The following is a 25,006-nucleotide window of genomic DNA, read 5'->3' as shown; positions in this document are numbered from 1 at the left end:
GTACCGAAAACTGCTACAGAATACTCCGACAGCGTTCGATATTGTAGCAATCGTTACATTTTTTTTGCGACTATCACATTGAAGAGTGTCGCCCGTTTCCCGCGCCCTATCACACATAATGCTCAAAATACTGCAAATCTCCCCGAAAATCGCCTGATGCGAACCCGGGCGCCGGTCTAATCTTCCCGCAGGGGCGCTCGCCTCCAGATATCCACGACGCGCTCGTTCGTCGGAGCTTCCGCTGAGGCTGGAGTTGGCAGCCAGGAAATTCACGGTCCGCGCAGCCTGAACCTGACAGAACCGCTTTCGCGAACCCGAGACAGCAACCAATGGGGAGAAACACTGTGGACGGATCAACGGGCATCGTTGAGACCTCGTCCGGCTCTGCGGGCACAAATATCATCATCTTTCCGTTCCGCGAGGCGAGAGGGCATATCTTAGAGACGAGAAGACACTGCGAAACGCTGCGGCAAAGCATTGAGACGCTGCGCGACTCTCTCACGACTATTGAGAAAATCATTGAGAATGTCGACGACCTCCGGGTACGCGAGCGACTTCAATGCCAGATCGCCCGGCTGAATGAGCTACTGCTGCTCAGGCTGGGTCAAGTCGCAGGGATCGATCGCTTGCTGCAGGAGACGGTTCGCAGTTCTTCGCCTCGGGACCGGTGAATGGCGAGACGCGTCTCGTTTCTGCCGCCGAGGCTTCACAGCCAGCAATTACTGGGTGCCTTCACTCCACCCGACAACGTGCCTCCGGCCGCTGTGCGCAGCCGTCGAGTTTTTGGACCTTCGGACGACATACCGCCGTGCACCGCGCGGGCCCGCACCTACTTGATTGAGCAGCCGCAGATAGTCATGCCTCGGTACCGCTGTTGCCCGTACTGGAGCGCGGACGAGAAGGGGCCGATACTTTTCCGATCACATCGGCTCTTCGATCGCGGGCTGACTTAGTTCCTGGAGAACCTGCGTATCCAAGGCGCTGCCGTTTTGCATGCGCTGCGTGGCCAGTCATCTTGCACAAGCAGGCTTTCGATGCGTCCTATCTACCGACGCGAATCATCGAGCCGAGCCGCCTAGAGTAGATGCTTTGGCCGATCACATGCGCGCGCCATTGGCAGTTCGAGACGGATGAAATCAATAACCAGAGCCGTTCGGCGAATGCGCACAGTTCCAAGGCCGTACTTATTCGTCGGGCCGTCGGTTCAGCGTGTCGCCGCTACTGGAGATGATGGCCCAACTTTGCTCTCGGATTGTGCTGAACGACTTGTCGCCGAACTACTGAGAACAATTGACACGGCGGGCTTCAGCACGTCAAGGAACCGCGCCTTGTCGCCTTCGTCGACGACCATGCTCGATTTCGTCAGCTATTTCGCGCCATCGCTCTCCGCTTCCTCAATCTTCTGGCTTTAGGCGATGATCGCCTTGCCCACTGCGTCGTTACTCAGCTTGCTCCAGCTCGCCGCGGCGTTCGCCGGTTGAAACCGAGATATTCGCCACCGGAAACGGCTTCGCGGTGAGAATATCCGACAGCGGATTTCCCAGCCCATCAACTACAACGCCCCTTTGAAGCACAGTGGAGGTTTCTGCCAGAGGATGGGGGGAGGACCTGCACCGAGCTGGCTCGGCCCAGTACTGCCTGGCTCAGCATCCTCAATGAGGCGCCCTGACCAACGGCAGCGGTGGCGCCGGGACGCAACGCAATGGTGATTGCGCGGCACAGGGGCGCATCAGCGTCACGTTCCTGGTAGTCGCCTTTAATCAACTAAAGGAAAATAGCGTCTAAGGTTCGAACAGACATCTCATTGTAGCCTGTTCTCAGCTTCCTCTTCCATTGTTGTCACCATCGAGAGATTGCGAAGATGTTCGATGCTACCACACTGCGCTTCTACGGTCGGTCCCTAACGAAGTCTGCGTGAGCCTTTCCCGCTACGAGACAGGCGCTCGCACCCATGTGGCTTCACAGATTCTGGAAGCCGCCAGCACGGGTGAGACAATGCCCGGCTCGCGTCCGGCACAACCTCTCTCATCAATCCAGAAACGTCTAAAGCTCATGTTGCCAGCTTTCGCTTCATGCACGAATTGCTATGAACTGCATCTAAACCACGAGCGCGTTGCAGCGTCCCGAAATCACGCTTAACAATGTGCTCCTTACGGATTTCGATCTGGTCGAGCTCGTGGACGCACAGACCCAATTCTTCTGGATCAATGGAGACCGAAGGGGCGAAGTGATCGTCCCCTAGTCCGTGAAGCGCGTCATGCAAGCTTTTCCATTTGCTGAAGCTCCTCTGGAGGGACGGAGACTGGCGAGGGGCTGGGTTGATCATCAAGATGATCCGGTACTCGAAGATCTGCCTGAGGGAGCTGCTCCGAATCGGATGCGACTTGCTCCTGGATGAAAGCAGACGTGCCGGGTTGATCAGCTCGCCCTTCAACAAGCTCCTGTGCGTTTTGATCCTCGAGCAGTCGCCGAAGCTCCCCTGGAGAGAGCTGCTCCGGACTGAAAGTAAGCTCTTCCAGATCAATCGGGAACGACAAGACAGGCTGATTGTCCTGTAATCCATGGAGCTCGTCATGCAATTGTTTTTCCAGCCGTTGAAGGTCCTCTGAGGAGACAGAGACTGGCGAGGGGGTGGGCTGATCATCCAGATAATCTAGAACTCGCCGCAGCTGCTCTGAAGGCAGCTGCTCCGGATCGGACGCAACGAGCTCTTGGACAAAAGCCGATCGCGCGCTTTGATCACCCTGATCTTCCTGAAGCTCCTCTGGCGGACTATGGCCTTCGTGCGATGCCTTGTGCGGCGCGGCCTCACCCTCCATGCGGCTCGGTCCAACCAGTGCCGGGCCTTGGGCGCCGAGGATAGTAACGTTCTGGCTGGGAGGGCTGCGCCTCGTGAAAGCGCGTCGTGGGTGCACGATAGCTGCGCCTGAGTTCCGAAAAGTCCGCAGGTGCTCCAATGCTGCAAGTAGTATCTTCTTATGACGATCTTGAGTGAACTCGTGTATGTCACCGCCGTCGCTCAGCGACTTACTGTCCAGCCGAGCAACAATGCCCGGTCTGTTTTTCGCGAACAGCCAACGGCTAAAGCCAATAAGTTTGTTTACATGCTGCTTCGCCGATGTAGCGGTCATGCCACCCTGAATGAGGGTCTCCTCAAGCCTCAGGATATCGGCAGCATCCTCGGGATAAAGAGGCCGCCTATCCCACTGCCCCCGGATTAGGACGCCTGCTGAGGGGACCCGCGTTGCTCCGCTACTTCCTCCTGAACCGGCGTTTGCGCTTGGCTGCCGGTATACCACCACCTCTTCCAGATCGTTCAGCGTCCTCGGTCTCTTCGCTGCTCTCGATTGAGCGATGTCATGCTCATGATTGATGAGGACCTCTTCACTTGCCAGGAGATTGCTCCTGGCACGTGCATCCATCACCGGGGATTTCTGGCTATCGTTAGATGTGTTTTTCGCTGAGGGGAGCGCGCGCGGCCGCCCGCGAGAAACTAAATGGTCGGGTTCATGATACGCACGAAGAATGCTTACGCCTGTCTTCATGGCCGTGTCTTTTAGAAAGTAAGCATTTGCGTGAGCAAGCAAGGACGCGTGGTTCTCTAAATCAGTCGTTTGGCCACGAGCGCGCAGATCATTCGCCAGTCGACGAAGTGCCTGAGTATAGAAACTGACCGTGCTCGGTTGCAGGTTTTTCTGAGCCGCATATTGAGCAATCGCCCTGTCGATAAGGTCCCGGTCTTCTGTAGATAAATGGGGATAGTGGTCGCGAGCGCCGGCGGGAGCGGGATCTGCCTGCCTTGCCTCGGCCAAGTGCTGCTCAAAGCCATCTTGTGCGGCCGGGCTCGTCTGCGGCGCTTCCGAGACGGCGTGCTGCCCCTGCGGCCAAGCTGGTACGTCAAATGGGTCAAAATCTTGCAGGTCCACGCTAACCTCACCTCCAGGATCACCTGAACAGGTCTCCGTAGTCGGGCAAGCTTTCGAGAACCTGACCTCGCCATGGTTCCGAACGGGAATTATTCGCGCTGGCCAACCTCGAAATGACTGCGCTCGGGACCAGCCTCTCCTCAGCAATCAGCCCGATCCTCCCTGGAGAACTAACGACATCCTTTTCCGTAATCTCTTCCAGCTGGCGTCCCGTAACATCCGACTTAACGGCCTCTTCTAGCGGAGATGCAGGCTGATCCTTCGTAAACGGTACGAGAGGGCCACGGACTTGGTGCGGACGGCCTACGCACCGCGCTTGAAGCGTATAGGCATCCAGAACTGGCGCAGGGCCTCGACGGTTGCTGGAATGTCGCGCCAGGCGTTTTGGACAATGGGCTGCGTTCCCAGCGTGCGCCGGGCCGGAGGTAGCAAGGGCCGACCGGCGTCGTCGATGCAATGGACCAAGATCGGCCGCAGCATAAGGTGTTCGGTTCCGTTCGGGGAGAGAAGCCGCGACCAGACGAAAAGCCGAAGCTTCATGACGGCGTAGAAGCCCATGCACCAGGGCTGCGGGTCGACTTCGCCGTCCGGTGATCGCACGAACAGCGGCTCGAAGCTCTCCGGTCTCCCCGTGATCATCTCGATCCGCTGATAGGAGGCGGCATCATGCCTGTCTTGATGTCTGTCTTGATGCATGGAATGAGCGTCCCTCGCGTTGTCAAATCCACGCGCGAGTCTCGCTCATCCCGTCCACCTAAACGAGGTGGGGTCGTCGTACCGCTATCGATCCTTCAAAGAGATCGCGAAGCTCAGGTCCCATGCGTCACGAGAAGGCGGGAACAGAACGGCGCTTGCGATGATCAGAAGAATATCAATGTAGACACCAACAGATTGAGCGCGTGTTCCGTTTCGGGCGTATGTGTGATGCTTGTCGGGTTATGAATGTAAGACAGTCCGACGCTTGCATATATCCCCGGAGCGAGATGCGCGGTGTATGTTCCCGTGATTGCTGTGGTCTCGCGGTGCGCAAGCTGGCCTTTAGCCAGAGCAGCATCCACTGCAAGCTTGCTCCAGGCCGTGTTGGTCGCAACGAGAGCAATCAGATCACTGGGCCGACTATCAAAAGCTCCCTTCGCATAAAGACGCAGTTCGTAATACCGGCTGATCCTGTTGAGGTCAGGTGGAGCTCCCATGACGGAGAAGCCGCCGTAGATGCCGCGAGACGGCGACCCAAGGGCGTCACTCTGCCAGAGCTGCCTGTCCGCAGCGATGTAGTGAAAATTATTTCCGCTCTCCCTTTGTTGCTTGGAATCCGCCAAATTCGTGTAGCGGCTACTGTTCAAACCAACGCCCGCCCGCAGCCACGTGTCGGGTACGCCGGGAGCAGCCTTGCTCTTGTAGCCGGCTTCGTCAACGAGAAGGATGCCTGCATTGGCCGTGCTCCAGTTCAAGCCGGTGGGATTCTCCGTTATCTGGGCATAGGGACCATCTGGACTGATTGAGCGCTGGACCGAGACCTTGTTGTACAAGCGATCGTCAAAATTGTACTTCAAGTTGACCGCCGGCGTGGGCGCGGCATTGGTGCTCATCCCTGCCTGGAACAAAGCAGACATGTTCGATCCTGTAATCCCTCCGAACAATGTGCCGGTGAACTCATTTTGGTTTCTGAGGTAGCCAAGTTTGAGTTCTAGTGTCCTGTCGAAGAAAGTCTGATAGTAGGCGAGCGTATTGATTCCCACTCGATCTGGCCCCGGGCGATCCCACGTCCAGTATTGCTGCTCGGCTCCTACGACAATCTGTCCGTCGGCAATGCCAACCCGGCTGAGATCGTAAGTGACGATCATGAAGTTTGCCGACGCGAAGGTCGGATTTTGGCCCATATAGAGCTGGTTTGCGATAGTGCTTCTGGCTGCGTTCGGCAGCTGGTTGTTTGCAAAGGTGTTGTGTGTCCAGCCGATGTAGCCGATGCCGACATCTGCCAGCGCCGATCTAACGCCGTCCCTGTCCTGATCAATCGTGTCCGCAGGGCCAGGTATGTTGAGCCACAACCCTTTTTCACGCAGATTGTCGTACCTTGCGAAGGGATCGATCGTCTGTTGCGTTCTCGTCTGCCCAGCTCTGTCCGCATTGCCGCGCTTCTCGAAAGCCACTCCGGGACCTGCTGCTGGCGCCGGGGCAGGAGGGTGGATTGCTTGACGGATCAGGTCGATCGGGAGCTTTGCGGCCCGATCGGAAGCCTTTCGTCTTTTGCTGGCCTGATCCACAGGGTGGCTACTAGAATCAAGCCCCCTCGCGGTTTGTGCCAGTACGGAATTGCCGACCAGACAAGCAGCTAGCGAAAGTGCGATAACAAGCCCACTTTGCTTTCCTCTTGGTCTAAAATTGAAACAAAGTGCCGCCGTAGCTGAGTACGTCCGACGTGAGGTTGTCGCAAGAAAGCAATCACGCATGGCGCACTTCGGGTCCATGTCTGTCGGCCATGAGTAGATTGAACTGCGGCCTGATTGGCCCAGAGTGAGCTCCCGGCGTTTCGCATCCGAGGGCGAGGGGGACGAGCAAGAACTCGAGCTATCCGAAGAGAACCACTTAGGCTTCCCGAACCTCTCAGCTCGCGATGCGATGATGATCTGGTCCGAAACTTTGCTTGTGCATGACGCCGGTGCGCCGAGAGCCGGCGGCGAGCGCTGGCTCGGCAAAATGCTCACGACAAGCGCGCGGAGCCTCGCTGTCCTGGCCATTGCGAATGTCCACCTTGCTCACTATGAGTCAGGCGATTCTGGCGGTGCCGCGCATCTGCATCGAAGGCGCTTTTCTCGACGAAACGGTAGCTACCAGAAGGCAAGGCTCGCCGGGCAAGGTGCTTGGCTTCACGAAGCGCTTCATTGGTATCGCTGTCACCAAAAGACGAGACAATTGCCAGGCGCGAAGGCCGAACAGCCTTTGAATGCGCGCCCGGCAACGACACCACAACGTCTAACGTGGTGGCCCAGGAATACGGAGGAAACGGCCATCGAGCTGCTTTGGTAGGTATCGGCGAGCAGTTGATGGCTCCGTCAGAGCCGTTGGCGCGGAAAAATCTGTCTTGCATCCGAGTCCTTGAGGTGCGCGGCGTTCGTTGGTCACGCTTGCCACGTGCCCGTGATCTCGAACAACCTCCCGGAATTGGTAGTTGATAAGGTGATGGTTGCCGGTCCAATCGGCCATTGCGGCTCGGCCGGCTCAGCCGTGGCGCTTACGTCGCGTTCCGGATGGAGTTGCTGGTCGCGGCAAGGCGTGAGGGGGCCATCGAACACACTGCAGGATCAGTGGACGGCTTGCATTGGCAGCGGCAAGGTAAGAAAATCTGCAAGGTTCTTCTGAATGGTTTGAAAAAGCTGCGCCATCGCCGACGAAGACGGGAATTATTGCTGGCTAGTGGCGCTATCATCGAGATCGCGCGCAAATTGGAGCGCTGCGTTGCTCAAGAAGCAGCGTTTCATACGAGCAGGGACAGCCGATCGGGAAGCTCGCCAAGATTGATTATTGTCGACGCTGGCGGCTCCTGGAGCGCGTGAGCATCGCAAGCTGTCGCGTCGACGAAATAAGCCTGCTGGAATTGGATGTTGAGCGAGGGACAATGGACTTGATTGATCAAGCGGCCGCCTCAGACTTGCGGCCGCTGTTGCACGGGCCGTCAAGACGGATTCTCCCGGTTTTGGTGCTTCCGCTTGCCCTCGTCGGATCGTGTGCTGCTGGCGCCTGGCTTTGGGCTAACCTTGAAGAGTTTGTCGAGACGCCGGAAGCCCGGGACGTTGCTTCAACGATGAGCCTGTCACTGGAGGACAGGGCGTCCCTGTCCGAGATAAAGTGGGCACAGCAGAAAGCTGGCGATGAGATCGCAGTACTCAACCGCCGGATCGATGCCCAACGGGATGACCTCAAAGCGATTCTGGATCAGATCACCATGCTGACTTCGCGGATCGATTCGCTGCAGAGTTTAACACCTATCCCTTCTGCTGCTTCCGAGCCTCCTTTGTCGTCAGCCCGGGCTGTTCCGTACGTCTCCAGGAAACGCTTCGGGCGGTCCAAACCACAGGGACCTGTTTCCGTCGGAGGCGCGCCAGTGATCGCAGGACCGAAGACAGCCGAGCCTTGAGGTCTGAGACCGCTGCGGGCGTGGTCGAGTCTCCAACTGTGCTCGAGGAGGTGGACCGTAGCTTCACAAAGCTGCCTGCGGCCGTAAAATACCCGAAACTTGTGCGGGCGCCGGCATCTCCAGCGGCATATCGCTGATGCCGTCACCATCATCGAGAGCACTCCAGCGGAGGTGGGGCAGAGCCCTTTCCGCATGATCGAGGCGTGGCCCTGAACGGCGAAGTCCGCTGCGCCTCTCCTTTAAATCAGCTCCCTTTTAATAAGCCCTCGCCAGTTTTGAAACCATATCTGAAACGTCGTGTCATCACACTGCCGCTGCATCCTCGAAATCTGGCCTGTCTGCTCGAGGCGCGTCTTCGGATCGCTCCCTCGCGGGGAGCTTAGAGGTTGGGGATCTGCTCACATGCGTGGCTAAGTTAATAGGGGGTACGGTCGAGATAAGTGTCGAATGCGGCAGCAACAGCACGAATGACAAACCGGTGCTCCTGCTTGACCCGAATGAAGCCCTCTTCAATGTCCACTATCCCGTCTTCGACAAGCATTCCCAGGCCGTCGGCCGAATCAAGAAAAGGAATCGGATCAAATCCGTGAGCAGCACAGATCGCTGGTACGTCGACCTGCAAATCGCACATCAGACGCTCGATGATTGCGGCGCGGAGGCGATCTTCGGGGGTGAGACAGTAGCCTTTTGAGGTCGCTAGACGGCCAGCCTGAATGTGTTGGTGATAGGAATCGGTTGCGATCTCGTTCTGGACGTAACCGTCACGCAGGCGGCCGATGGCTGACGGACCTAAGCCGATCACGGTTTTGCAGGTATCAGCCGAATAACCCAGAGAGTTGCGGCGCAGCTGACCGGCTTTCTGCGCCAGCGCGAGCTCGTCGTCGGGCAGGGCGAAATGGTCGAGCCCGATCTGGCGATAGCCGGCCGAGACCAGCGTATCTGCAATGGCCGCGGCTTGCTCAGCGCGGGCGACATTGTCCGGCAGCGCCGTCTCATCGATCTGGCGCTGACGTTTCATATAGGAGGGGACGTGAGCATAGCCGAAAATCGCAAGCCGGTCTGGCCGCATGGCCAGAGCCGTCCGCGCGGAGTCCACGCAGGATCGCACCGTCTGATGCGGCAATCCGAACAGAAGGTCGAAATTGATGCGGCTTATCCCATGCTGGCGAAGCCTTTCGACGACAGAAGCCGTCTGCACCTCGCTCTGGACGCGGTTGACCGCCCTTTGAACCACAGGGTCAAAGCTTTGCACGCCTATGCTCGCGCGGCTGACCCCCGCCGCTTCTAACGTTTCGACCATCTCGGCCGTGAACGCACGCGGGTCGATTTCTATGGCGATGGTAGATGATTTGCTGAACGCGAAGCAGCGGCGCAGGAGTTCCATCAAGGCCCGGAAGTCGGTCGGTGCAATGGTGGTCGGCGTCCCGCCGCCGAAATGCAGGTCGCTCACCGGCAGAGCGCGCGGCGCTTGCTCTGCGACCAAGCGCATCTCATCCTGCACCGCCGCCAAATAATTGCGCAGCGGTCGCTCGCTGCGAGTGAGGCTTGTAGGGAAGCCGCAATACCAGCAGATCGAGCGGCAGAACGGAACGTGGAGGTAGAGCGATACGGGTTCGTCGGGCGGCAGCCGCCTCAACCATGTCTCACAAGTCTTGGGACCGACCATCGCGGTGAAATCAGGTACGGTTGGGTAGATGGTGTACCAAGGCAGGCGAGCATCGCAATACTTGTTTAGGAGTGAGGTCTGCAAGGCTTAACTTTCCCATGCTCAAACAGCATGAAGCTGACCGATGCCCTCGCTTGTGTCTTTGCGTTATGTCAACCGTGCCTAACCGTTCCTGAGATCTGGTCCCGCTCTCGATGTCAGTCCAACGCGGCTTAGGGGCCGGGGGTGAGAGTGGAGTGAGAGCCCCTCGTTGGCGATTATCTGAATGCTTGTGGGTAGAATGAACTTCTCGTATGAGCACGGTCGAAGCGGCTAGACGTCCTCCGACTAGCCTGCGCGCAGTGTCAATCATTCATTCAAGGGCGCGTCGCTTCCCATCCCCTAACGTGCAGCCGCTTTGCGACGAAAAGGGGGATCTAAAGGCATCACCGGGAGCGGGCCACCCCGGATTTGCCGGGTCTCTCGACTTTCAAGCTGGTTTTCCGTGAAAAAACCGATGTGGATGCGCACAGCATTCGACCTATGCGTCCCGTCCAAGGCCGGCGTGTCACGGAAAAAAGTTGCTTGCTAGATGAAGGAGCCAAGTGCGCGATCGTACAACGTGACGCTACGTGCGATTCAAGTCCTTTGGAGCAGCTCACCAAAACATTTTTGATCTTCAAGCATGAGCCTCAATTCCGCCACGCTGCTTGTCTCATTGCCGCAAGCATCATCACGGATGTACTGATGATGTTGGGGCGGGCCCGGCGCACTTTCACCCCCCGGCAAAGTGCGTCGGGGCGCCTTGGTTCGGCGGCGTCTCGTTCCGGCTCCAATGCAGCTCACCAACTCACAACAACTTGCAGGTCCTGCTTATAGCGAACGCGAGGGCCGGCCAGATATCTCACACGTGACACTATCTGCGATGGTTTCTATTCTGCTTCAGCACTTGATGTCTTCTGTTTTTAACATCGCCTTTGCAGCTATCGGTCGCTGCCAGAGCGCGCATAATTATGCAGTTGGCCCTTCTCATTGGCGTCGCATCAATGCGATGCACCTGCAGCTCTCACTGTTTCACATAAGCCACCTGGTGAGGCGTCGATCATCCCGTCACAAGTAATCGTTCTCCCGCGGCGACCTGGAGGCCATCTAGGAAGAAGCCGGCTGGGAGATGTTGCGCCGCTTCATTACATCAAATGGGATTCGCACCCCCTGGCATTCCAGTTTCACACTGGATCGAAAAAGTTTGTGGTACGTAAGCCGATCGGGCCTGAAGATCATCTTCCGCGAATGAGGGCTGAGCCTATCAAGCCAGCGAGGATGATCGCCGAACAATTTGATAACTTGAAACTGGGCACCCCACGAGATGCCATAATTGAAATGCTCGGCTCGCCGCCAGCCAGCCATCGGTGATGACTACCCGTAAGACGGTAATCAAGAGGGCATAGCGACGGCTACGTACGTGAGAATATGATCGGTGGCGATCATGACCTTCAGTTCGCTATTGAAAACGTTTGCGGCCAATATCGATGCTTCACGCCCCCAAACCGCTTGAGTCTGTCAGCAGCGTTTAGCGAGACCGCGTCGATCTGACCGCGCTGGGCGCTTACCAACCACAAAAGATGGGACTTGAGACTTTCAAGCGCGAACCAATTGGATGCCGGCAACGAGCAGAACCGCCACGAGGATGAACCTGATAGCTGTCTGGTTCAACCATTTCAGGCCGATAACCGTTCCTGCGACGGCACCGGCCAGCGCGGAGATTGCGTAAAGCGCCAAATCCGAGGACGGAAATTGGCCGGTGAAAAGAGCTCCGAGGAAGCCGACTGTGGAATTAGCCAGGATAAAAGGGGGTGATAGCGCGGCGGTCTGCTTAGGTGATGCCCAATTCAGTGCGACAAGCGTCGGGGCCAGGAACACTCCGCCGCCCACGCCGGTCAGGCCGGAAACCAGGCCGAGGACCGCGCCAATGGCCACGCTTGCCCGGAGCGGAGTTTCGCAAATGCGATCGGCAGCTCGTTCGCGCCGCATGATCATCACGGCGCTCGCCAGAAGAAGAGCGATTCCGGTCAGTGTTTTGTAAATGTGTTCCTCGAGCACAATCAAGCCACCGGCAAGCGCCGTTGGCATCGATGAAAGCAGAAGCGGACGCAAGATTATCCAGTCTACGGCTTTGTTGCGGTTGAAGAGCCACGTAGAATAAGTCGCCACAACAATGTTGAGAGCAAGCGCCGTCGGGCGCATCTCTGTCGATGGCATACCAGAAAAGGCCATTAGCGACAGGAATGCGGTGCCACCCGCTTGGCCGACGGTCGCATAGAACAGTGAGGTGATCGCGAAGAGCAGAGAAACCATACTTCACCGATCTTGGCGAAGTTCTTCGCCTTGGTTGCACCAACGGCATCATGATCCGAGCGTGAGGTGCAATTGTCGTTCCGCCAGGGGGCGGATTCCGAGCTCTAAGTCGGGGATCCGCGCGGCCGAAGCTGCCCCTTTCTTCGGCTGAGTCAATTCGTGCCGCGGCTCGCGCAAATGGCCCTGTCGCGTTTCCTCCCGATGTCATGATTGCTTCAATGCACTTACTGCGGAAACCAACCGTCCGCCTTACAAGCCCTTGTTCCGACGCTTGATTTTCACGAAATCAACAGGTGGTACGACACTTGCTGATCTGCTCCAGGGTCCTCTCCCTTCTGGAGATGCGCATGCAAAGTGTCCTCTGCATCAAGCAGGTCTCGCGATTGCGAGTATCTCCCGTGGCGCCTTTGACGTGGCCATTTTCTGCCCGTTCGATTCATTTGCGCCGGACCTGCCTGACGGACACGCTGAAACGCCGGGCAATCGTGCGAGGAGTATGGCTTCTGCCTCGGATGTTACGTGTGGCCCATCGATCGCGTCCACCAACACGGATGAGGGCGCGGTAATCCCGATTTGGCCATCGGCGAGCTGGACCGATCATTTTGCATGTGCAACGGCGCTTCGATTGCGGCGTGCCGTTCAGCCTCAGACCAGGGATGGTGACAGCATCTCGGCTGTTTGACGGGATCATGCCGGCGCAGCCAGGCAGGGCAACGAATTCGGGAATGGCGTCTGACGCAGCGTGCGAGCGCTCAGACTTCACGAAGAACAAACCCAAGAGTTCAGGTCATGGAATGGAATTTGGCTCCGCCTGAAACAAGCGTAATTGAACACAGTGACAGGGAGCTTGATCGGCGTTCTGAGGCACCCATCATGGATCTCTATAGCTTCACCGAATGCGCGAACCAGACGCATTCGCTCAGAGCGCTGTTCGAGCTTCTTGTAAGCTGTGCCACCGAAGAAGGGTTCAGTGAAGTCGCTTACGGCGCTCTCAATTTCGTCGAGCCACTTCGGCTGGCGGAGTATCCACCTCCGACCGTGGCTGTGAAGTGGCCGCCAGACTGGTGCGACCGATACTTCAACCGCAAGTACCATACTATTGATCCGGTGGTGCGGCGGACGCCGATGCATACGCGGCCGTTTTTGTGGGATCAACTCGCCGACCGCCATCAACTTCAACCAGACGAGAGACGAGTACTGGAAGAGGCCAGAGAGGCGGGCCTGAAGCATGGTATGAGCGTACCATTGTTCGGCCCGTTGGGTCGGGTATCTGTGGTGTCGTTTGCATCTCCGTCCGACGATGCTGATCCTCAGGCCCGCATGCGTCATCTTAACGCGCTGGCCTGCCTCTTTCACACCGCCTCTGGCGAGATCGCTCGTCCCTCCAATAATGATTGCGACCGAAAAGTTGCATTATCGCAGCGGGAGATCAGTTGCCTGCGGTGGGTGTCCGAGGGGAAATCGTCATGGGAAATTGGGAAGATCCTGCGAATCAGCGAGAATACAGTCAATTTTCATATCAAAAATGCGATGCGAAAGCTGGACGCGACCAGCCGGATTCAAGCGGTCGTTACGGCTATTCGCCTCGGTGTTCTTTGAATTCATCAGTCGAATGGGACGAGCACCAACTGCCAAATTTTTGTTTCCAGCTTCTGCCAAGTTCAGCATGGCACTCTTGGCCAAATCGCAGATACAAGGGTCATCGAGACAAGCGATCTCAAACCTCACGCGGCGTGAGGTTGTGGAGCTCCATTACCCGTCGATGACGTATCGCATCGACCGTAAACGGTACGAGAGGGCCACGGACTTGGTGCGGACGGCCTACGCACCGCGCTTGAAGCGTATAGGCATCCAGAACTGGCGCAGCGCCTCGACGGTTGCTGGAATGTCGCGCCAGGCGTTTTGGACAATGGGCTGCGTTCCCAGCGTGCGCCGGGCCGGAGGTAGCAAGGGCCGACCTGCGTCGTCGATGCAATGGACCAAGATCGGCCGCAGCATAAGGTGTTCGGTTCCGTTCGGGGAGAGAAGCCGCGACCAGACGAGAAGCCGAAGCTTCATGACGGCGTAGAAGCCCATGCACCAGGGCTGCGGGTCGACTTCGTCGTCCGGTGATCGCACGAACAGCGGCTCGAAGCTCTCCGGTCTCGTCGACAGCGTCTCACCGATTGCGTTGTGGCGCATCAGCGTGGCGGCGATCGCCGAGAACTCCTCGGTGTCGTGATTGAAGGCGTCGGGATCTACGCCGAGGAGCGGGCACACCCATTCCTCGGACGCCATCGAGACCGGCCCGGCGACGACCGCGGCCACCGCGCCGTCGAGCATGGAGAGCGACGTCGCCCGCGGATGCCGAAGCGTCGGCGACCTGGCGCGCTCGCTGATCCATTGCCCGAGCCGTTCGAACGACATGGCATAGTCCGCCATCGTCGTCTTGCGTGCTTTTCGCGTTCCCCGCCGTTGCTTCGGCTTCGTCATGCCACGGCTCGCTTTTCCGCTTCGCGTGCGGCCTTCCAGTTCCAGGCCAGAAGTTTGTGAAGCTGGTTGGTCTTCGTGGCGCCGCTCACCATGCGATCGAGAACGTCGACGAGATACGCCTCGGGGTCGAGGCCATTCAATTTCGCTGTGTTAAGAAGCGAAGCGAGTATCGCCCAGGTCTCGCCCCCGCCTTCGTCACCACTGAACAACGAGTTCTTTTTTCCGATCGCAATTGGCCTGATCGATCGCTCGACCGTGTTGGTGTCCGGCTCGAGCCGCCCGTCATCCAGGAATGCCGTCAGGCCCTGCCAGCGTTCGAGCATGTAGTCGATCGCCTTGATGAGCGTCGAGCGGCGGGAGATCCCGTCCTTCACCGCGATCAGACGGGCCCTCAACGCCTCCATCAGCGGCTTCGTCTCGGCCTGTCGCGTCGCGCGGCGTTCCCCAGCGTCGAGACCGCGGATCCTCTCCTCGATCGCGTAGACGGCCGCAACGCGCTCGATGACCTCCGCGGCGAAGGGTGAGTTCGTCGTCTTGTGCACCCTCACGAAGTTGCGGCGCGCGTGAACGAGACAATACGCCAGCTGGATCTGGCCCGACATCTTCGCATCGCCGGCCAGCGAGGCGTAGGCGGCATAGCCGTCGACTTGCAGCACGCCTTCGAAGCCGGCCAACTGCGCCACGATCTCCTTCTTGCCGCGACCGCCTGCGAACACGTAGGCGACCGCCGGCGGCGCCGGCTCCTTCCACGCCCGATCGTCCGTCGCGTGCGCCCAGAGCTGGCAGATCCTCGTGCGGCCGCGTCCCGGATCGAGAACTGGCATCGGCGTCTCGTCGCAGAACAGCCGCTCGAAGCCATGCATGGTCTTCAGTTGCAGATCGTAGAGGCCCCTGACCAGCCACGCCGCGCTCCCCATCCAGCGCGCCAGCGTCTGACGGTCGACGACGACACCCTGGCCCGCCAGGATCTGCGTCTGGCGGTAGAGCGTCGATTGCCAGGCATATTTGGCCGCGGCGATATGCGCGATCAGCGCCGTCGTCGCCATGCCGCCCTCGACGAGCCGCGCCGGTGCCGGGGCCTGGACAATCGGGCCCTCACAGGAGCGGCAGGCGTATTTTGGACGGATCGTGCGGAGCACACGCAGCCACGCGGGAACCCGATCGAGCGCTTCGCTGCTCTCCTCGCCGATCCGATGCATCTGACCCGTGCAGCACGGGCACAGCGTGGACGCCGGCTCGATCACCCGCTCGACCCGGGGCAGATGCGCCGGCAGCGCGCCGATGTTGCGCCTCGCTTTGCGCCGCTTCGGTCTCGGCGCGTCCGGTTTGTCGTCATTGGCCGGAGGCTGCGCGCCCGCGGTCCGTTCCAGATCGAGCGCGATCTGTTCAGCGCAGACGATTGCCGAGCGCTCCGATCGCGCGCCGAAGATCAGGCTCTTCAACGTGGCGATCTCTGCGCGCAGATCGTCGTTCTCGCCTTCGAAAGCCAGCACCATCTCGGCGAGAGCCGCAGGGTCACAGGGGAGATCTTCAGGGCGAAGCGCCATATCGCAGAGCTACACGAACACACTCGCAATCGCCAGCAAAACAAGACGATTCAGGCAACTTTCGTCGGCCGCTTCGTCACCTTGGGGACCACACGCGACCACTCCGCAAGACCTTCAATCAGCATCGCCAGTTGCGCCCCGTCACCGGCATCGTACCCTCGCGAACAGGTGGCCAGGCGAAGCCCCCATTCTCGAGCCACTTCGTCGCTAGAACCATTCCCGAGCCGTCAAAAACCAGTAGCTTCAAACGATCCGATCGCTTCGATCGGAAGACATAAACGTCGCCGCTGTAGGGCTTGCCGCCTAATCCCTCCGCTACCAGCGCGACCAGGCCATGAACGCCTTTGCGAAAGTCAATCGGCTGCGTCGCGACGAACACACGGACCATTGGACCAAACGAGATCATCGCGTCGACCTCACCGCCGCCAGCACGCGCTCCAGCGTCGCGGCGTCGACGCCGACGGGCACGCGCACCGTCGCGCCCGCGATCATCACCTCGATCCGCTCGGCCGGACTCACCAGAACATGCGCCTTATCGATCGCGTTCGGCTGCGCCTCGACGGCGGCGTCGAGCCTGACTTGCACGAACTGCGGCGCTTCGCTCGACGCGAGCCGCGCCTGGCGCCGCCACACACTGAGCAGTCCCCGGTTGACCCCGTTGCGTCGAGCCACCTCGGAAATGCTCGTCTCCGGATCGGCGCTCTCGGCCACGATCCGCGCCTTCTCCGCATCGCTCCAACTGCGCCGTCGCCTCTCCCCCGTGATCATCTCGATCCGCTGATAGGAGGCGGCATCATGCCTGTCTTGATGTCTGTCTTGATGCATGGAATGAGCGTCCCTCGCGTTGTCAAATCCACGCGCGAGTCTCGCTCATCCCGTCCACCTAAACGAGGTGGGGTCGTCGTACCGCTATCCATCGACCGACCTGGTCCGCCAGCGTTGGAGTCAGTCGGCGTCGTTCCATCCAGCCGGTGATCCAGGCTTAGACGAGCTCGGGCCTGGTGCCTCGGAACTGCGGCAGGGATGTCGCGGGGGAGAGGGGCGTCTGAAGAAGAGCCCCGACCGTGGTCGGGGCCCCCGATTCACGCAGACGCGTGGAGATCAATATTTGGGAAACGTCTGGCCGAACTTGTAATTGAGCCGTGCCGTGATGAGATCGACGTCCTGGTGGACGCGATCGGCGCCAAAGGCCGCTGGGAAGCTTACGTTGCTGCGCTGCATGAACAAGTGGGTATACTCGACGCCAGCTGACCAGTTCGGCATGAGGCTGACTTCGGCACCGGCGCCCAGCGCGCCACCCCAACGCACATCATTGTTTTTGGCAATCTCGGTGCCAGTAGCCACCGAGTTGACGTGATAGGTGTTGCTGATCACCGCAGCACCGCCCTTGCCGTAAAGCAGCACGGCATTGAACGCGTAGCCGATATGGCCGGTGAGCAGACCGAACGCATCTGTTTTGGTGCCAATGGTGTCTGCTGGGAAGGCGGTGCTGACGTTGGAGCCGCTGAAGTCGGCCCAGTTGCCCTGGCCTTCGATCCCGTAGACCATGTTGAAGATGTGCCAACGATAGCCAATCTGGCCGCCAATGGTACCGCCAGTCGAATTATGGCAACCCTCGGGAGTGACGCCATTGAAATCCCAGCAGTTGCGGCTCGTTCCCCAGCCGCCATTCACACCGATATAGTAGCCGGACCAATCGATAATCGGGGCTGCGACCGGCAGCGGTGGCGCCTTGACCTTGACGGGCTGAGCTGCGAAGTCCGCGCCGAATGCGGGAGCGGCCGCACTGAGTGCGCCGATGCTTGCGGTCAGAATAAGAAAATTCTTCATTCGAGTGTCGTTCCTTTCGATGCTCCCCGGCGCCGTGCGTTTAACAATATGATCGCGAATTGCTGTAACTGCGGCACAACATGTCTTCGAAAGAAATGGGTTCAATCGCACGCCGCGTCAGATTGTTGAGCACGCAACTTGCCATGCACTGCCTCGACCGAAATGCGGCCTGACAGTGGTCGCCTCGCGCAGATCCTTCTTTGAATACGATGCGTTCATGATGGCCTGTGATGCGCCGCAATGCTGGCAGGTGCTTGGCTCCTTCTGTCGCTAGAGCGAGTTGTGATCAAAGCGGATTGTATCCGCAATGACGGATGTAATTGGCGCATTGCTCTGGGGTAAAGAGATCCAGAGAGCGGCCGATGAGGTCCCAGAGGGCGTCGACGGTTCTGGCCTGGGCTTGGCGCAATAATTCTTTGAGTTTGGCGAAGGCCATCTCGATCGGATTGAGATCCGGACTGTAGGGCGGCAGGAACAGCAGGTGCGCGCCGGCGCCGGCAATGAGACGCGCAGCCGCTTCATCCTTGTGGCTGGACAAATTGTCGAGGATCACCGTGTCGCCTTCGCGCAGCACCGGGACAAGGACTTGCTCGACATAGGCGAAGAAGCATTCGGCGTTGATCGGCCCATCCAGCACAAAGGGCGCAATCAGTCCCTCGCAGGTCAGGCCGGCAAGAAACGTCGTCGTCTTCCAATGACCGTTCGGGGCGTGGCCGATGGCGCGGGCGCCGACGTCGGCCCAGGCGTAACGCCGCGTCATTGCCGTCGTCGTCCAGGTCTCGTCGAGGAAGATGAGCCGGCCGCCGAGGCTGCTTTGCGCGCACCGCCACGCTTGTCGGCGTTCAGCGACGTCGGGACGATCCTGTTCGCTGGCGTGCACGGTTTTTTTTGAAGCTGATGCCCTCACCAGCAAAGAAGCGCGACAACATCGACTTGTCGGCTTCGACGCCGTGCTTGCGAAGCAGGCGCTCGGCGATCGCATCGAGCGTCAGATCATTCTCATTGCGCCGAAGTTCCAAGAGCCAGTCCCGATGCGGCTTCAGCACAGAGCGCCGGTCCCCGCCAGTCGGCAAAGCCGCCGTGCGCTGCGTTTCCTCAAATGCCTTCACCCAGCGGATCGCGCTCGCGATCCCCACCCGGAATATTCGGGCCGCCTCGTTCCGCGAAAGACCATCCTCAACCACGGCCTTGATGACCCGAATGCGAAGAGCCTCTCCATGCGCCATCCCTGCCGGCCTCCTCCCGGCCTCAAGGATGAATCACGCTTTGCGCCCTTTGGGAATCCCTCCGATTCAACTCGACCCCAACTCGCTCTAACGAGTGCCAAAACCAGGCGCGCCAACACGCCCCATGCCTGCTCGCTGTTCAGGCAGTTCGGCAAATGAAGACCGCTGATCGAGCACACGTCTCGGGCGCTCAAGCTCGTTCTTCCGGCAGGGCGGCCGTGCTGCCGCTTGCAATCGTGAGGGATGCGGTGGTGATCGATCACAGGCCTCGATCGCTTTGGCTCCGGACCTCCTCGATTCCTACCGCGATCGAGGGACGTCAAGAAGCCGATGCGGCTGCGCTCGATGAGGCTCTTGCTTGAAGTTGCGCAAGCTCGTGCCGAGCCAAAGGTCAGGATAGCAAACGGCATGCCATTTCCTGGCGCCAGCGAATATTAGCGCAGCTGTCCCGTCTCGTCGCCGACTTGCTCTGGGTTCCAGCTTACTGGTCTCGGGTCACCAGAAGAGCTGCACAGGCAACAGTCGTCGCGAACGTGCTCGTCTTCAGCGGGGCTGAACATGAGTGGAGGAAGGTCAGCTCGACCACGCTCTGACCCGGTTCTTTTCCCTGCCGCATAAGGTCCCCAAGAGCCTTAACGAAGCCAAACCCATCTGACACTAGAGGTGCAAGCTATTGCTCGGTCGACGGCGCCAGTTCAGCGCGCAAATTGCGTATCGCCTCGTTTGCCAGATTCAAAGTATTTCGTTCGCCGTTCCTTATCGAACACTCAAGGAAAGTTCGCAACCGGCTATGAAGGACGGTCTTGAGATTATGCGCCAGCAACGGATCCTTCTCGACAAAGCGCCAGGCCTTATCAAATGCGACGCTCACGATAGCATCTGGCACCTGCACTTGCTTGGATAAGAACTGATCCATCTCAACACTCCACGACGTCCTGATACAAGGAAGTACCTTGGCAAAAGCTGACCGAGAGTCTGTGGCTTGTCCCAGCAAGTAAGACATCAGGGCCGCAGCCCGCTCGGGTATCGAGCTGCTCTCGGTGCTTCAATGAAGTTTATAGATGTTTGTTGAAGTTCCGATGACCGAATGTCGTATTGCCAGGCGCAATTCGAATAATTTTGAAACGGTTGAAGCGATCACGCGTTGTTCGCGCGCTTCGTTGCCGCAGTTCTCTTGTTGCTTGGCATCGGTCAATAGTTGTGGCTCTTCTTCCTGCAATCGGAAGATCGGCGCCATGCCAATCACGACTAAAGCCGAACATGATGAAAATGGACCGTTCCTCTCCTTTCGCAGTCTCAAGCTAAGATGCGTTCTTATCGCAGCTGCTTGTCATGTCGTTTCTGGAATCGTGTGGCGTTTTCCGAACGCTGCTTGTTTGCCTTCCGACATGTGTCCGCGGCCCGTCGTTCTGTTGCTCGACCTTTCGCGTGGCCTCCTGCCCTCGGTGGGATTTTTGCTCCAGGTGAGTCGCACTAGAGAAGGGAGCGAGATGCAGCGGCAATTGCGATGCTCTCCTACCGAATTCGCTGTCGTCCGGCAAAGGAATGTGGGTGCCGTTCGTTGCGCGTTTGTAGGAGACAATGCCGCAACGAGGGCCGAACGCATGGGGGGATCACAAGCGGCGATAGCCGTGCGATGTCTCGCACGCATGTGTTGGGTTGCGCTTCCCGCTATCAGCCCTTGGAGTTGGCCGCAGGCGTTTAAGACACCATAGCTATCAGGTACTCGAAGAACAGCAAGGTCTAGCTGGATCGAATGTAACTGTGTCATCTCCGGCGCGAGGTGGTTTAATAGGGCGAGCCCGCTTTCGAGCGTGGTGGCGAACAGTTGCGATATGGAAAAGCCAGCGGAACCGGCGCGCTTACGGGACGGTGAACCCATAAATGCCAAGTCGTCAATCCCTGGTGCGTTCGGGCGTAGCAGTCAGCCCAGCGACAAACGCTCGATAAGCGCGCCATCAACTGCAGAAAAAACCACATCTAATCTCAGTCCGCTGCTGCACGTGACAGAATTAGTTTGGCGATCTTCATTTGGTTGGCGGGAGTTCGCAGCACTTCCGGTAATGCCGCCACGGCCTGATCGAGAAGGCGTCCCAAAACCTGAAGGTCTTCTGGGTGGTAAACGCCACGGTCCCGCGACAGTCGCGCTGTTCGCCGGTCGCCGGCGCGGCCCCCGGTTCTCGTATCGCCGAGCTGGCCGAGCTCCAGTTCCGCCGTAATCATTTGGTTTGTGAGTGCGTTTAGCAGTCGGATCGCTTCGAGCTCGTTGCCTTCTTCGCGTATGAGGGCGGCCACGATGTCGAGTTGCAAGTCGATGCGATCCTCGAGGTCTTGTTTGCGTGAATTGGAAGGGTCAAGTTTCACGGTGTTGCTCCAGAGTAGTTAAATGCAGGGCAGCAGGCTGAGTAACGGTTGTGTCGTGCTTCCTCGTTCGCGAGACGGCGGACGCGGCGCTACAACGAATGGCTGCTAGCCAAGTGCGCACGCATAGTCGCCGAAGGGAAAGGGTGGCAGGCACGTGCCGCGAAAAGACCGCAAAGGCGGGATCGAGGGGATAGAACGCCGCGAACAGCGTCTCTCTGCATTCGTTGACAGGCGATGCCTGGCACGCTGAGGGTGCGGATGGGCTCCTGGAAACTGCGCGCGCTAAGATACAAGACCGGCAGATCGCGCACGTCCACCACTCGTTCCAATGGTGATGTAAGGAGTCCTGACAAGGCATAAGCGCGTCGGGATATGGTCGAAGAGCGCCGGCGCATAGAATGAGATGAGGTAACGTCAGTCTGTAGGAAGTGGGTGTGGGCGCCGCCCGCCGACGAAGACTGAGGACGCGAGCGGAGTGAGAATCCACGATCCCACGACGTACGGGGATGGGCAGTAAGATCGCGAGGCTGGTCTCATCACGCGGATCGACATCGGTGCCTCGTCCTGGTCGGAGGATATGTGTCTTGCACTTAGCGTAGTCAGATAGCTGACCGCACCGCTTTGCTTGAAGGCCGCGACAGCGGCGGATTGTCGACGCTACCCGCCTGGTCAGGGCCAAAAGTCCAGCCCGCACCGGTGTAGAGGGCAGTTCGCCTGCCCGAATTCTATGCAGCGCACGCATTTACCTTGGCCAAGCAGTGTGTGTGAGAGCCGATCCTCTTAAAGGGCCTTAGTATGATGGCAAAGGGGGAGGCGACAACGCGATAGATTGCGCGGCGGACGTTGCGGCTGGCCATCCGACCGCATCTGCGCCGCACGTGCGTCGATTTCAAAGCTTGAGGGCTGTCGTTGGGGATGCAGCCACGAGAAGCTTGAATTGGCCTACGACTATGCTGAAAGCAAAAAGGATCCATTGTCACACGACATTCGTGAAATGTTCTTTCCGGAAGCCGGCGATCGACTTATGGGTATTTGGCTGAAATTGGTAAAATCGAAAGTGTTGATGGGATGCATCCAGTGCGTGAATAGCGCACGCGAGTCATCTCATCGCCCACATCAAAAGCGCGGTAATTAGTTTTTTCCCGCCGTCTTGGTTCAGTGAGCTTGAGGAACGTTCAGGCGAGCCTGCTGATTCGTTGATGACCGGACATGATTGAGAAGACAAAAAGGTCGCAGCGGTGACCCTTGGCGAATACCTTTAACTCCAGATGTCACGAAGTTCCCACAAAAAAACCTCGATCGCCGCAAGCCGAAAAGAAGGCGATGGAATCTCGATGGCGACTATCCACCAGCTCCGGCCTCCCGCAGATGCAGGATGACCCTGAGCAATCGCGGGCCTTCGTTGAAGAGGCCCGCGAGATCGAAGCCGACGAAGTGCGTTCGGCTGCGCATGAGTTGATGAAGCGCTTGGCAAAGACTGCCTAAGCCAAAAGCTCCCTTCCAAATAGGAGCCGCCAGGCGGTCAGATATCGCCGATTTTCTCCAGTGTAACGTGTACCGGACTACCCTCAACCATGAGCACCTTTGGCTTCACATCTGAAAAGTTGGCAGGCCAATCGAGTGTGAGGCTCCATCTGCTGTCTGCCGGTACTTGAGCGCCGGTTACAAGCGTACCGCCGGTTGGACAGCCCCTTTATGCGACCGCCTTGCTCGATGTAGGTGCCACTATAGTGAAGGTTTCCAGCGTCGATTCCGACATCTTGCCGTTGCCGACGTAGACGGCACCGCCGCCAGTTCCGCTCATGTCGACAAAGTTCATTGCGCAAAGCGCGCTCACAATCGAAGTATTCCCTTCGAAAGCAGAGCGTCGTGTGTCGAAGTAAGAAGAAGCGCACGCAAGAACATGACCGCTTGATCGCTGCCATTGAGGTTGACGATCGCCTTTGCGCAAGGCAAACGACAACCAAAATCGCAACCAGTTTCGGATACAACCTCAGTGCACCCGTCTACTTGCCAAGTGTATGATTCCCCAATGTAGAGATTATCCGCCAAAGCTATCGAGAATTTCAGTTTTGATTGCGGTTGCGGTGTACAGGGAAATCTCGAGCGGAAGGTTTCCGAATGCAAGCTGGCAAAGCAAATAGTTGGCACCTGCCTCTTCCATCTGGTGAAGAAGGAGCTGTCGGACGGAAGCTGGCGTTCCAACGACGCACAATTCGCTCTCAAGTGCTGCATCGAAGGTCAGCGGAAGGGCGGGCGGTGTCGGAATGGCATTCAGCTCGTAAAGAAACTTAAAGCTCTCCAGCCATCGTCGATACGCAGTTTCGGCCGCCGCATGAGCGTCCTGGTCAGACTCCGCAATCACGACCATGCGGGCCAGCCCGAGGAATGGCTCGCGGCCGTGTGCGGTTGTATTTTGGGCTCGATGGGAGCGGTAGGCGTCCGTAACCTTCCGGACAACACAGGCGGGGCCTATGCACGCCAAATTGGCACCATTTGCAGCGGCCCACTGCGCCGACTCGGCCCGATTGCTCGCGATCCAGGTCGGCGGATAAGGACGTTGATGTGGCCTCAAGGTCAAGGGTATTTCGCTCAGCTCAAAGTGGTGTCCCTGATAAGATAGCGTATGTCCCTTCAGCGCAATATTCAGGATTTCGCTGGCTTCCGTATAACGGCTTGGTGCGGCGTCTGCACTGATGCCGAAATAGCTCCATTCAATCGGCTGGGAGCCGCGGCCTATCCCGAGCTCGAGCCTGCCGCCGCTCAATTGGTCAAGCATGCAGATCTCTTCGAATGCGCGCAATGGATGATAAAGGTTGAGCAACAGCACGAGCGGACCGAAGCGTAATCGCCGGGTGCGCTGCGCGACGCTTGATAGAAACAGGTTCGGCGAGGGCCCTCTGCCATGAGGTGTGCAGTGGTGTTCGGCCAGGTGATAAGCGTAGAAGCCGAGGGAATCGCAGACCTCCGCCAGCTTGAGACGATCTTCATATTGTCGTGCGGCATCTCGGCCGTCGTCATCCAAATGGTCGAAAATGCCGCACGTTAGTCTTGACGGAAGGCGACTCTTCACTCGATCAATCTCCGATTATGGGTTAGGTGGCGAGTCTTGGTTGCTTCATGCCGTCGCGCTCAGAGGTCTCATTCGTCATTTGACCGCTTATGGCGTTCTCTTTGGGAGCGTGGATCTGAGCTTGCACGATGTGATTGGGTCACGAGAACGCGCAGGGGCCGTTACTTTGATCGAAGTTGGCGAAGCGCCTCCACGCCGAGCATGTGCTCGACCAGAAGCATCATTAGCTTCGCGTTCTCCTCTTCCTGGGCCTTCGACCGCTTGGAAGCAGAAACGTCCATGCCGCCAAACCTGGCATCAGATGGCCGCTTCAGAAATGCTGTGCCTGCCAGCCAGATCAGCTCGGTACGCTACTATTTGTCGATCGTCAGACGTAACGTCTCCTTCAGGTCGACATCGGGTAGCTCTGCGAGCGCTGCAACGAACGCGAAAA

19 protein-coding genes and 3 pseudogenes are annotated in these 25,006 nt (G+C 58.4%); 6 read left to right on the top strand and 16 right to left on the bottom strand.

The genetic code is table 11. The features are described from left to right. Nucleotides 1-344 precede the first annotated feature (344 nt). Nucleotides 345-671 carry a hypothetical protein gene (locus LRP30_RS30850; RefSeq protein WP_249757221.1) on the top strand — a complete coding sequence of 109 codons (327 nt, stop codon included), beginning with the start codon at nucleotides 345-347 and terminating at the stop codon, nucleotides 669-671. A gap of 1,584 nt (nucleotides 672-2,255) precedes the next feature. On the opposite strand, the gene LRP30_RS30845 is transcribed toward LRP30_RS30850, so the two are convergent. From LRP30_RS30845 to LRP30_RS30835, 3 genes are all read right to left on the bottom strand, one after another. Further along, nucleotides 2,256-3,926 (bottom strand): hypothetical protein, encoded by a 1,671-nt coding sequence (locus LRP30_RS30845; RefSeq protein WP_249757220.1) that lies wholly within the window; start codon nucleotides 3,924-3,926, stop codon nucleotides 2,256-2,258. Between the two features lie 303 nt (nucleotides 3,927-4,229). Beyond that, nucleotides 4,230-4,622, bottom strand: coding sequence for a hypothetical protein (locus tag LRP30_RS30840; RefSeq protein ID WP_249757219.1), 393 nt, complete (start codon nucleotides 4,620-4,622; stop codon nucleotides 4,230-4,232). A gap of 164 nt (nucleotides 4,623-4,786) precedes the next feature. Beyond that, nucleotides 4,787-6,076 (bottom strand): carbohydrate porin, encoded by a 1,290-nt coding sequence (locus tag LRP30_RS30835; RefSeq protein WP_249757218.1) that lies wholly within the window; start codon nucleotides 6,074-6,076, stop codon nucleotides 4,787-4,789. Nucleotides 6,077-6,669: 593 nt separating this feature from the next. Between LRP30_RS30835 and LRP30_RS30830 the strand changes: the two genes are divergently transcribed. The 3 genes from LRP30_RS30830 to LRP30_RS30820 all read left to right on the top strand — a co-directional run bounded on the left by LRP30_RS30830 (nucleotide 6,670) and on the right by LRP30_RS30820 (nucleotide 8,061). Then, entirely contained in the window at nucleotides 6,670-6,870 is a 201-nt protein-coding gene (locus tag LRP30_RS30830) for a hypothetical protein (protein ID WP_249757217.1), read from the top strand. Between the two features lie 304 nt (nucleotides 6,871-7,174). Then, nucleotides 7,175-7,480, top strand: a complete 306-nt coding sequence (locus LRP30_RS30825) for a hypothetical protein (RefSeq protein ID WP_249757216.1) — start codon at nucleotides 7,175-7,177, stop codon at nucleotides 7,478-7,480. Beyond that, on the top strand, nucleotides 7,477-8,061 hold the full coding sequence (locus LRP30_RS30820) for a hypothetical protein (protein ID WP_249757215.1): 585 nt from the start codon (nucleotides 7,477-7,479) through the stop codon (nucleotides 8,059-8,061). Before LRP30_RS30825 ends, LRP30_RS30820 begins: the two co-directional genes overlap by 4 nt. Before the next feature lie 415 nt (nucleotides 8,062-8,476). Here LRP30_RS30820 and hemN read toward each other — a convergent pair whose 3' ends face one another. Continuing rightward, nucleotides 8,477-9,811: an oxygen-independent coproporphyrinogen III oxidase gene (gene hemN / locus LRP30_RS30815; RefSeq protein WP_249757214.1), complete on the bottom strand. Its 1,335-nt coding sequence runs from the start codon at nucleotides 9,809-9,811 to the stop codon at nucleotides 8,477-8,479. Nucleotides 9,812-11,344: 1,533 nt separating this feature from the next. Next, nucleotides 11,345-12,061 carry a sulfite exporter TauE/SafE family protein gene (locus LRP30_RS30810; protein WP_249757213.1) on the bottom strand — a complete coding sequence of 239 codons (717 nt, stop codon included), beginning with the start codon at nucleotides 12,059-12,061 and terminating at the stop codon, nucleotides 11,345-11,347. Nucleotides 12,062-12,934: 873 nt separating this feature from the next. Between LRP30_RS30810 and LRP30_RS30805 the strand changes: the two genes are divergently transcribed. Then, complete coding sequence (locus LRP30_RS30805) at nucleotides 12,935-13,660, top strand: LuxR family transcriptional regulator (RefSeq protein WP_249761865.1); 726 nt, start codon at nucleotides 12,935-12,937, stop codon at nucleotides 13,658-13,660. Nucleotides 13,661-13,882: 222 nt separating this feature from the next. Here the strand turns inward: LRP30_RS30805 and LRP30_RS30800 are convergent, their stop codons facing one another. From LRP30_RS30800 to LRP30_RS30760, 9 genes and pseudogenes are all read right to left on the bottom strand, one after another. Further along, the gene (locus LRP30_RS30800) at nucleotides 13,883-14,467 is read right to left on the bottom strand and encodes a UPF0149 family protein (protein ID WP_249757212.1); all 585 of its coding nucleotides are present in this window, start codon (nucleotides 14,465-14,467) and stop codon (nucleotides 13,883-13,885) included. 62 nt (nucleotides 14,468-14,529) lie between these two features. Further along, on the bottom strand, nucleotides 14,530-16,080 hold the full coding sequence (locus LRP30_RS30795; RefSeq protein ID WP_249757211.1) for an IS66 family transposase: 1,551 nt from the start codon (nucleotides 16,078-16,080) through the stop codon (nucleotides 14,530-14,532). Nucleotides 16,081-16,130: 50 nt separating this feature from the next. Then, nucleotides 16,131-16,486, bottom strand: a pseudogene (gene tnpB, locus LRP30_RS30790) (IS66 family insertion sequence element accessory protein TnpB). A gap of 215 nt (nucleotides 16,487-16,701) precedes the next feature. Next, nucleotides 16,702-16,905 (bottom strand): annotated as a pseudogene (locus LRP30_RS30785) (transposase); the annotation flags it as partial. Between the two features lie 276 nt (nucleotides 16,906-17,181). Continuing rightward, nucleotides 17,182-17,910 (bottom strand): outer membrane beta-barrel protein, encoded by a 729-nt coding sequence (locus tag LRP30_RS30780; protein ID WP_249757210.1) that lies wholly within the window; start codon nucleotides 17,908-17,910, stop codon nucleotides 17,182-17,184. A 286-nt stretch (nucleotides 17,911-18,196) separates the two neighbouring features. Beyond that, nucleotides 18,197-19,136, bottom strand: a protein-coding gene (locus LRP30_RS30775; protein ID WP_249757209.1) for an IS630 family transposase whose coding sequence is annotated in 2 segments (ribosomal slippage) — nucleotides 18,197-18,800 and nucleotides 18,799-19,136 — 942 coding nt in all. Because the reading frame shifts where the segments join, the coding sequence is not laid out codon by codon here. Between the two features lie 670 nt (nucleotides 19,137-19,806). Next, the gene (locus LRP30_RS30770; RefSeq protein WP_018322338.1) at nucleotides 19,807-20,052 is read right to left on the bottom strand and encodes a hypothetical protein; all 246 of its coding nucleotides are present in this window, start codon (nucleotides 20,050-20,052) and stop codon (nucleotides 19,807-19,809) included. A gap of 129 nt (nucleotides 20,053-20,181) precedes the next feature. Beyond that, nucleotides 20,182-20,373: a hypothetical protein gene (locus tag LRP30_RS30765; RefSeq protein ID WP_249757208.1), complete on the bottom strand. Its 192-nt coding sequence runs from the start codon at nucleotides 20,371-20,373 to the stop codon at nucleotides 20,182-20,184. A gap of 749 nt (nucleotides 20,374-21,122) precedes the next feature. Further along, the gene (locus LRP30_RS30760) at nucleotides 21,123-21,500 is read right to left on the bottom strand and encodes a NolY (protein ID WP_249757207.1); all 378 of its coding nucleotides are present in this window, start codon (nucleotides 21,498-21,500) and stop codon (nucleotides 21,123-21,125) included. Nucleotides 21,501-22,437: 937 nt separating this feature from the next. On the opposite strand from LRP30_RS30760, the gene LRP30_RS30755 reads away from it, so the two are divergent. After that, nucleotides 22,438-22,635, top strand: a complete 198-nt coding sequence (locus LRP30_RS30755; protein WP_249757206.1) for a hypothetical protein — start codon at nucleotides 22,438-22,440, stop codon at nucleotides 22,633-22,635. A gap of 906 nt (nucleotides 22,636-23,541) precedes the next feature. On the opposite strand, the gene LRP30_RS30750 is transcribed toward LRP30_RS30755, so the two are convergent. Further along, entirely contained in the window at nucleotides 23,542-24,573 is a 1,032-nt protein-coding gene (locus LRP30_RS30750; RefSeq protein ID WP_249757205.1) for an LLM class flavin-dependent oxidoreductase, read from the bottom strand. Nucleotides 24,574-24,752: 179 nt separating this feature from the next. Beyond that, nucleotides 24,753-24,866: pseudogene (locus tag LRP30_RS30745) on the bottom strand (IS3 family transposase); the annotation flags it as partial. Between the last annotated feature and the right edge of the window lie 140 nt (nucleotides 24,867-25,006).

Source organism: Bradyrhizobium sp. C-145 (assembly GCF_023375135.1).
Lineage (GTDB): Bacteria > Pseudomonadota > Alphaproteobacteria > Rhizobiales > Xanthobacteraceae > Bradyrhizobium > Bradyrhizobium zhanjiangense.
The sequence above is the reverse complement of the archived record's forward strand: the minus strand, read 5'-3'. Positions and strand labels throughout refer to the sequence as shown.

Coding starts and splice junctions, on each gene's coding strand:
- LRP30_RS30840 (WP_249757219.1), bottom strand. CDS start 4,622: ATGCATCAAGACAGACATCAAGACAGGCATGATGCCGCCTCCTATCAG.
- LRP30_RS30830 (WP_249757217.1), top strand. CDS start 6,670: ATGTCCACCTTGCTCACTATGAGTCAGGCGATTCTGGCGGTGCCGCGC.
- LRP30_RS30825 (WP_249757216.1), top strand. CDS start 7,175: ATGGAGTTGCTGGTCGCGGCAAGGCGTGAGGGGGCCATCGAACACACT.
- LRP30_RS30810 (WP_249757213.1), bottom strand. CDS start 12,061: ATGGTTTCTCTGCTCTTCGCGATCACCTCACTGTTCTATGCGACCGTC.
- LRP30_RS30805 (WP_249761865.1), top strand. CDS start 12,935: ATGGATCTCTATAGCTTCACCGAATGCGCGAACCAGACGCATTCGCTC.
- LRP30_RS30800 (WP_249757212.1), bottom strand. CDS start 14,467: ATGTCGTTCGAACGGCTCGGGCAATGGATCAGCGAGCGCGCCAGGTCG.
- LRP30_RS30795 (WP_249757211.1), bottom strand. CDS start 16,080: ATGGCGCTTCGCCCTGAAGATCTCCCCTGTGACCCTGCGGCTCTCGCC.
- LRP30_RS30780 (WP_249757210.1), bottom strand. CDS start 17,910: ATGAAGAATTTTCTTATTCTGACCGCAAGCATCGGCGCACTCAGTGCG.
- LRP30_RS30770 (WP_018322338.1), bottom strand. CDS start 20,052: ATGGATCAGTTCTTATCCAAGCAAGTGCAGGTGCCAGATGCTATCGTG.
- LRP30_RS30765 (WP_249757208.1), bottom strand. CDS start 20,373: ATGGCGCCGATCTTCCGATTGCAGGAAGAAGAGCCACAACTATTGACC.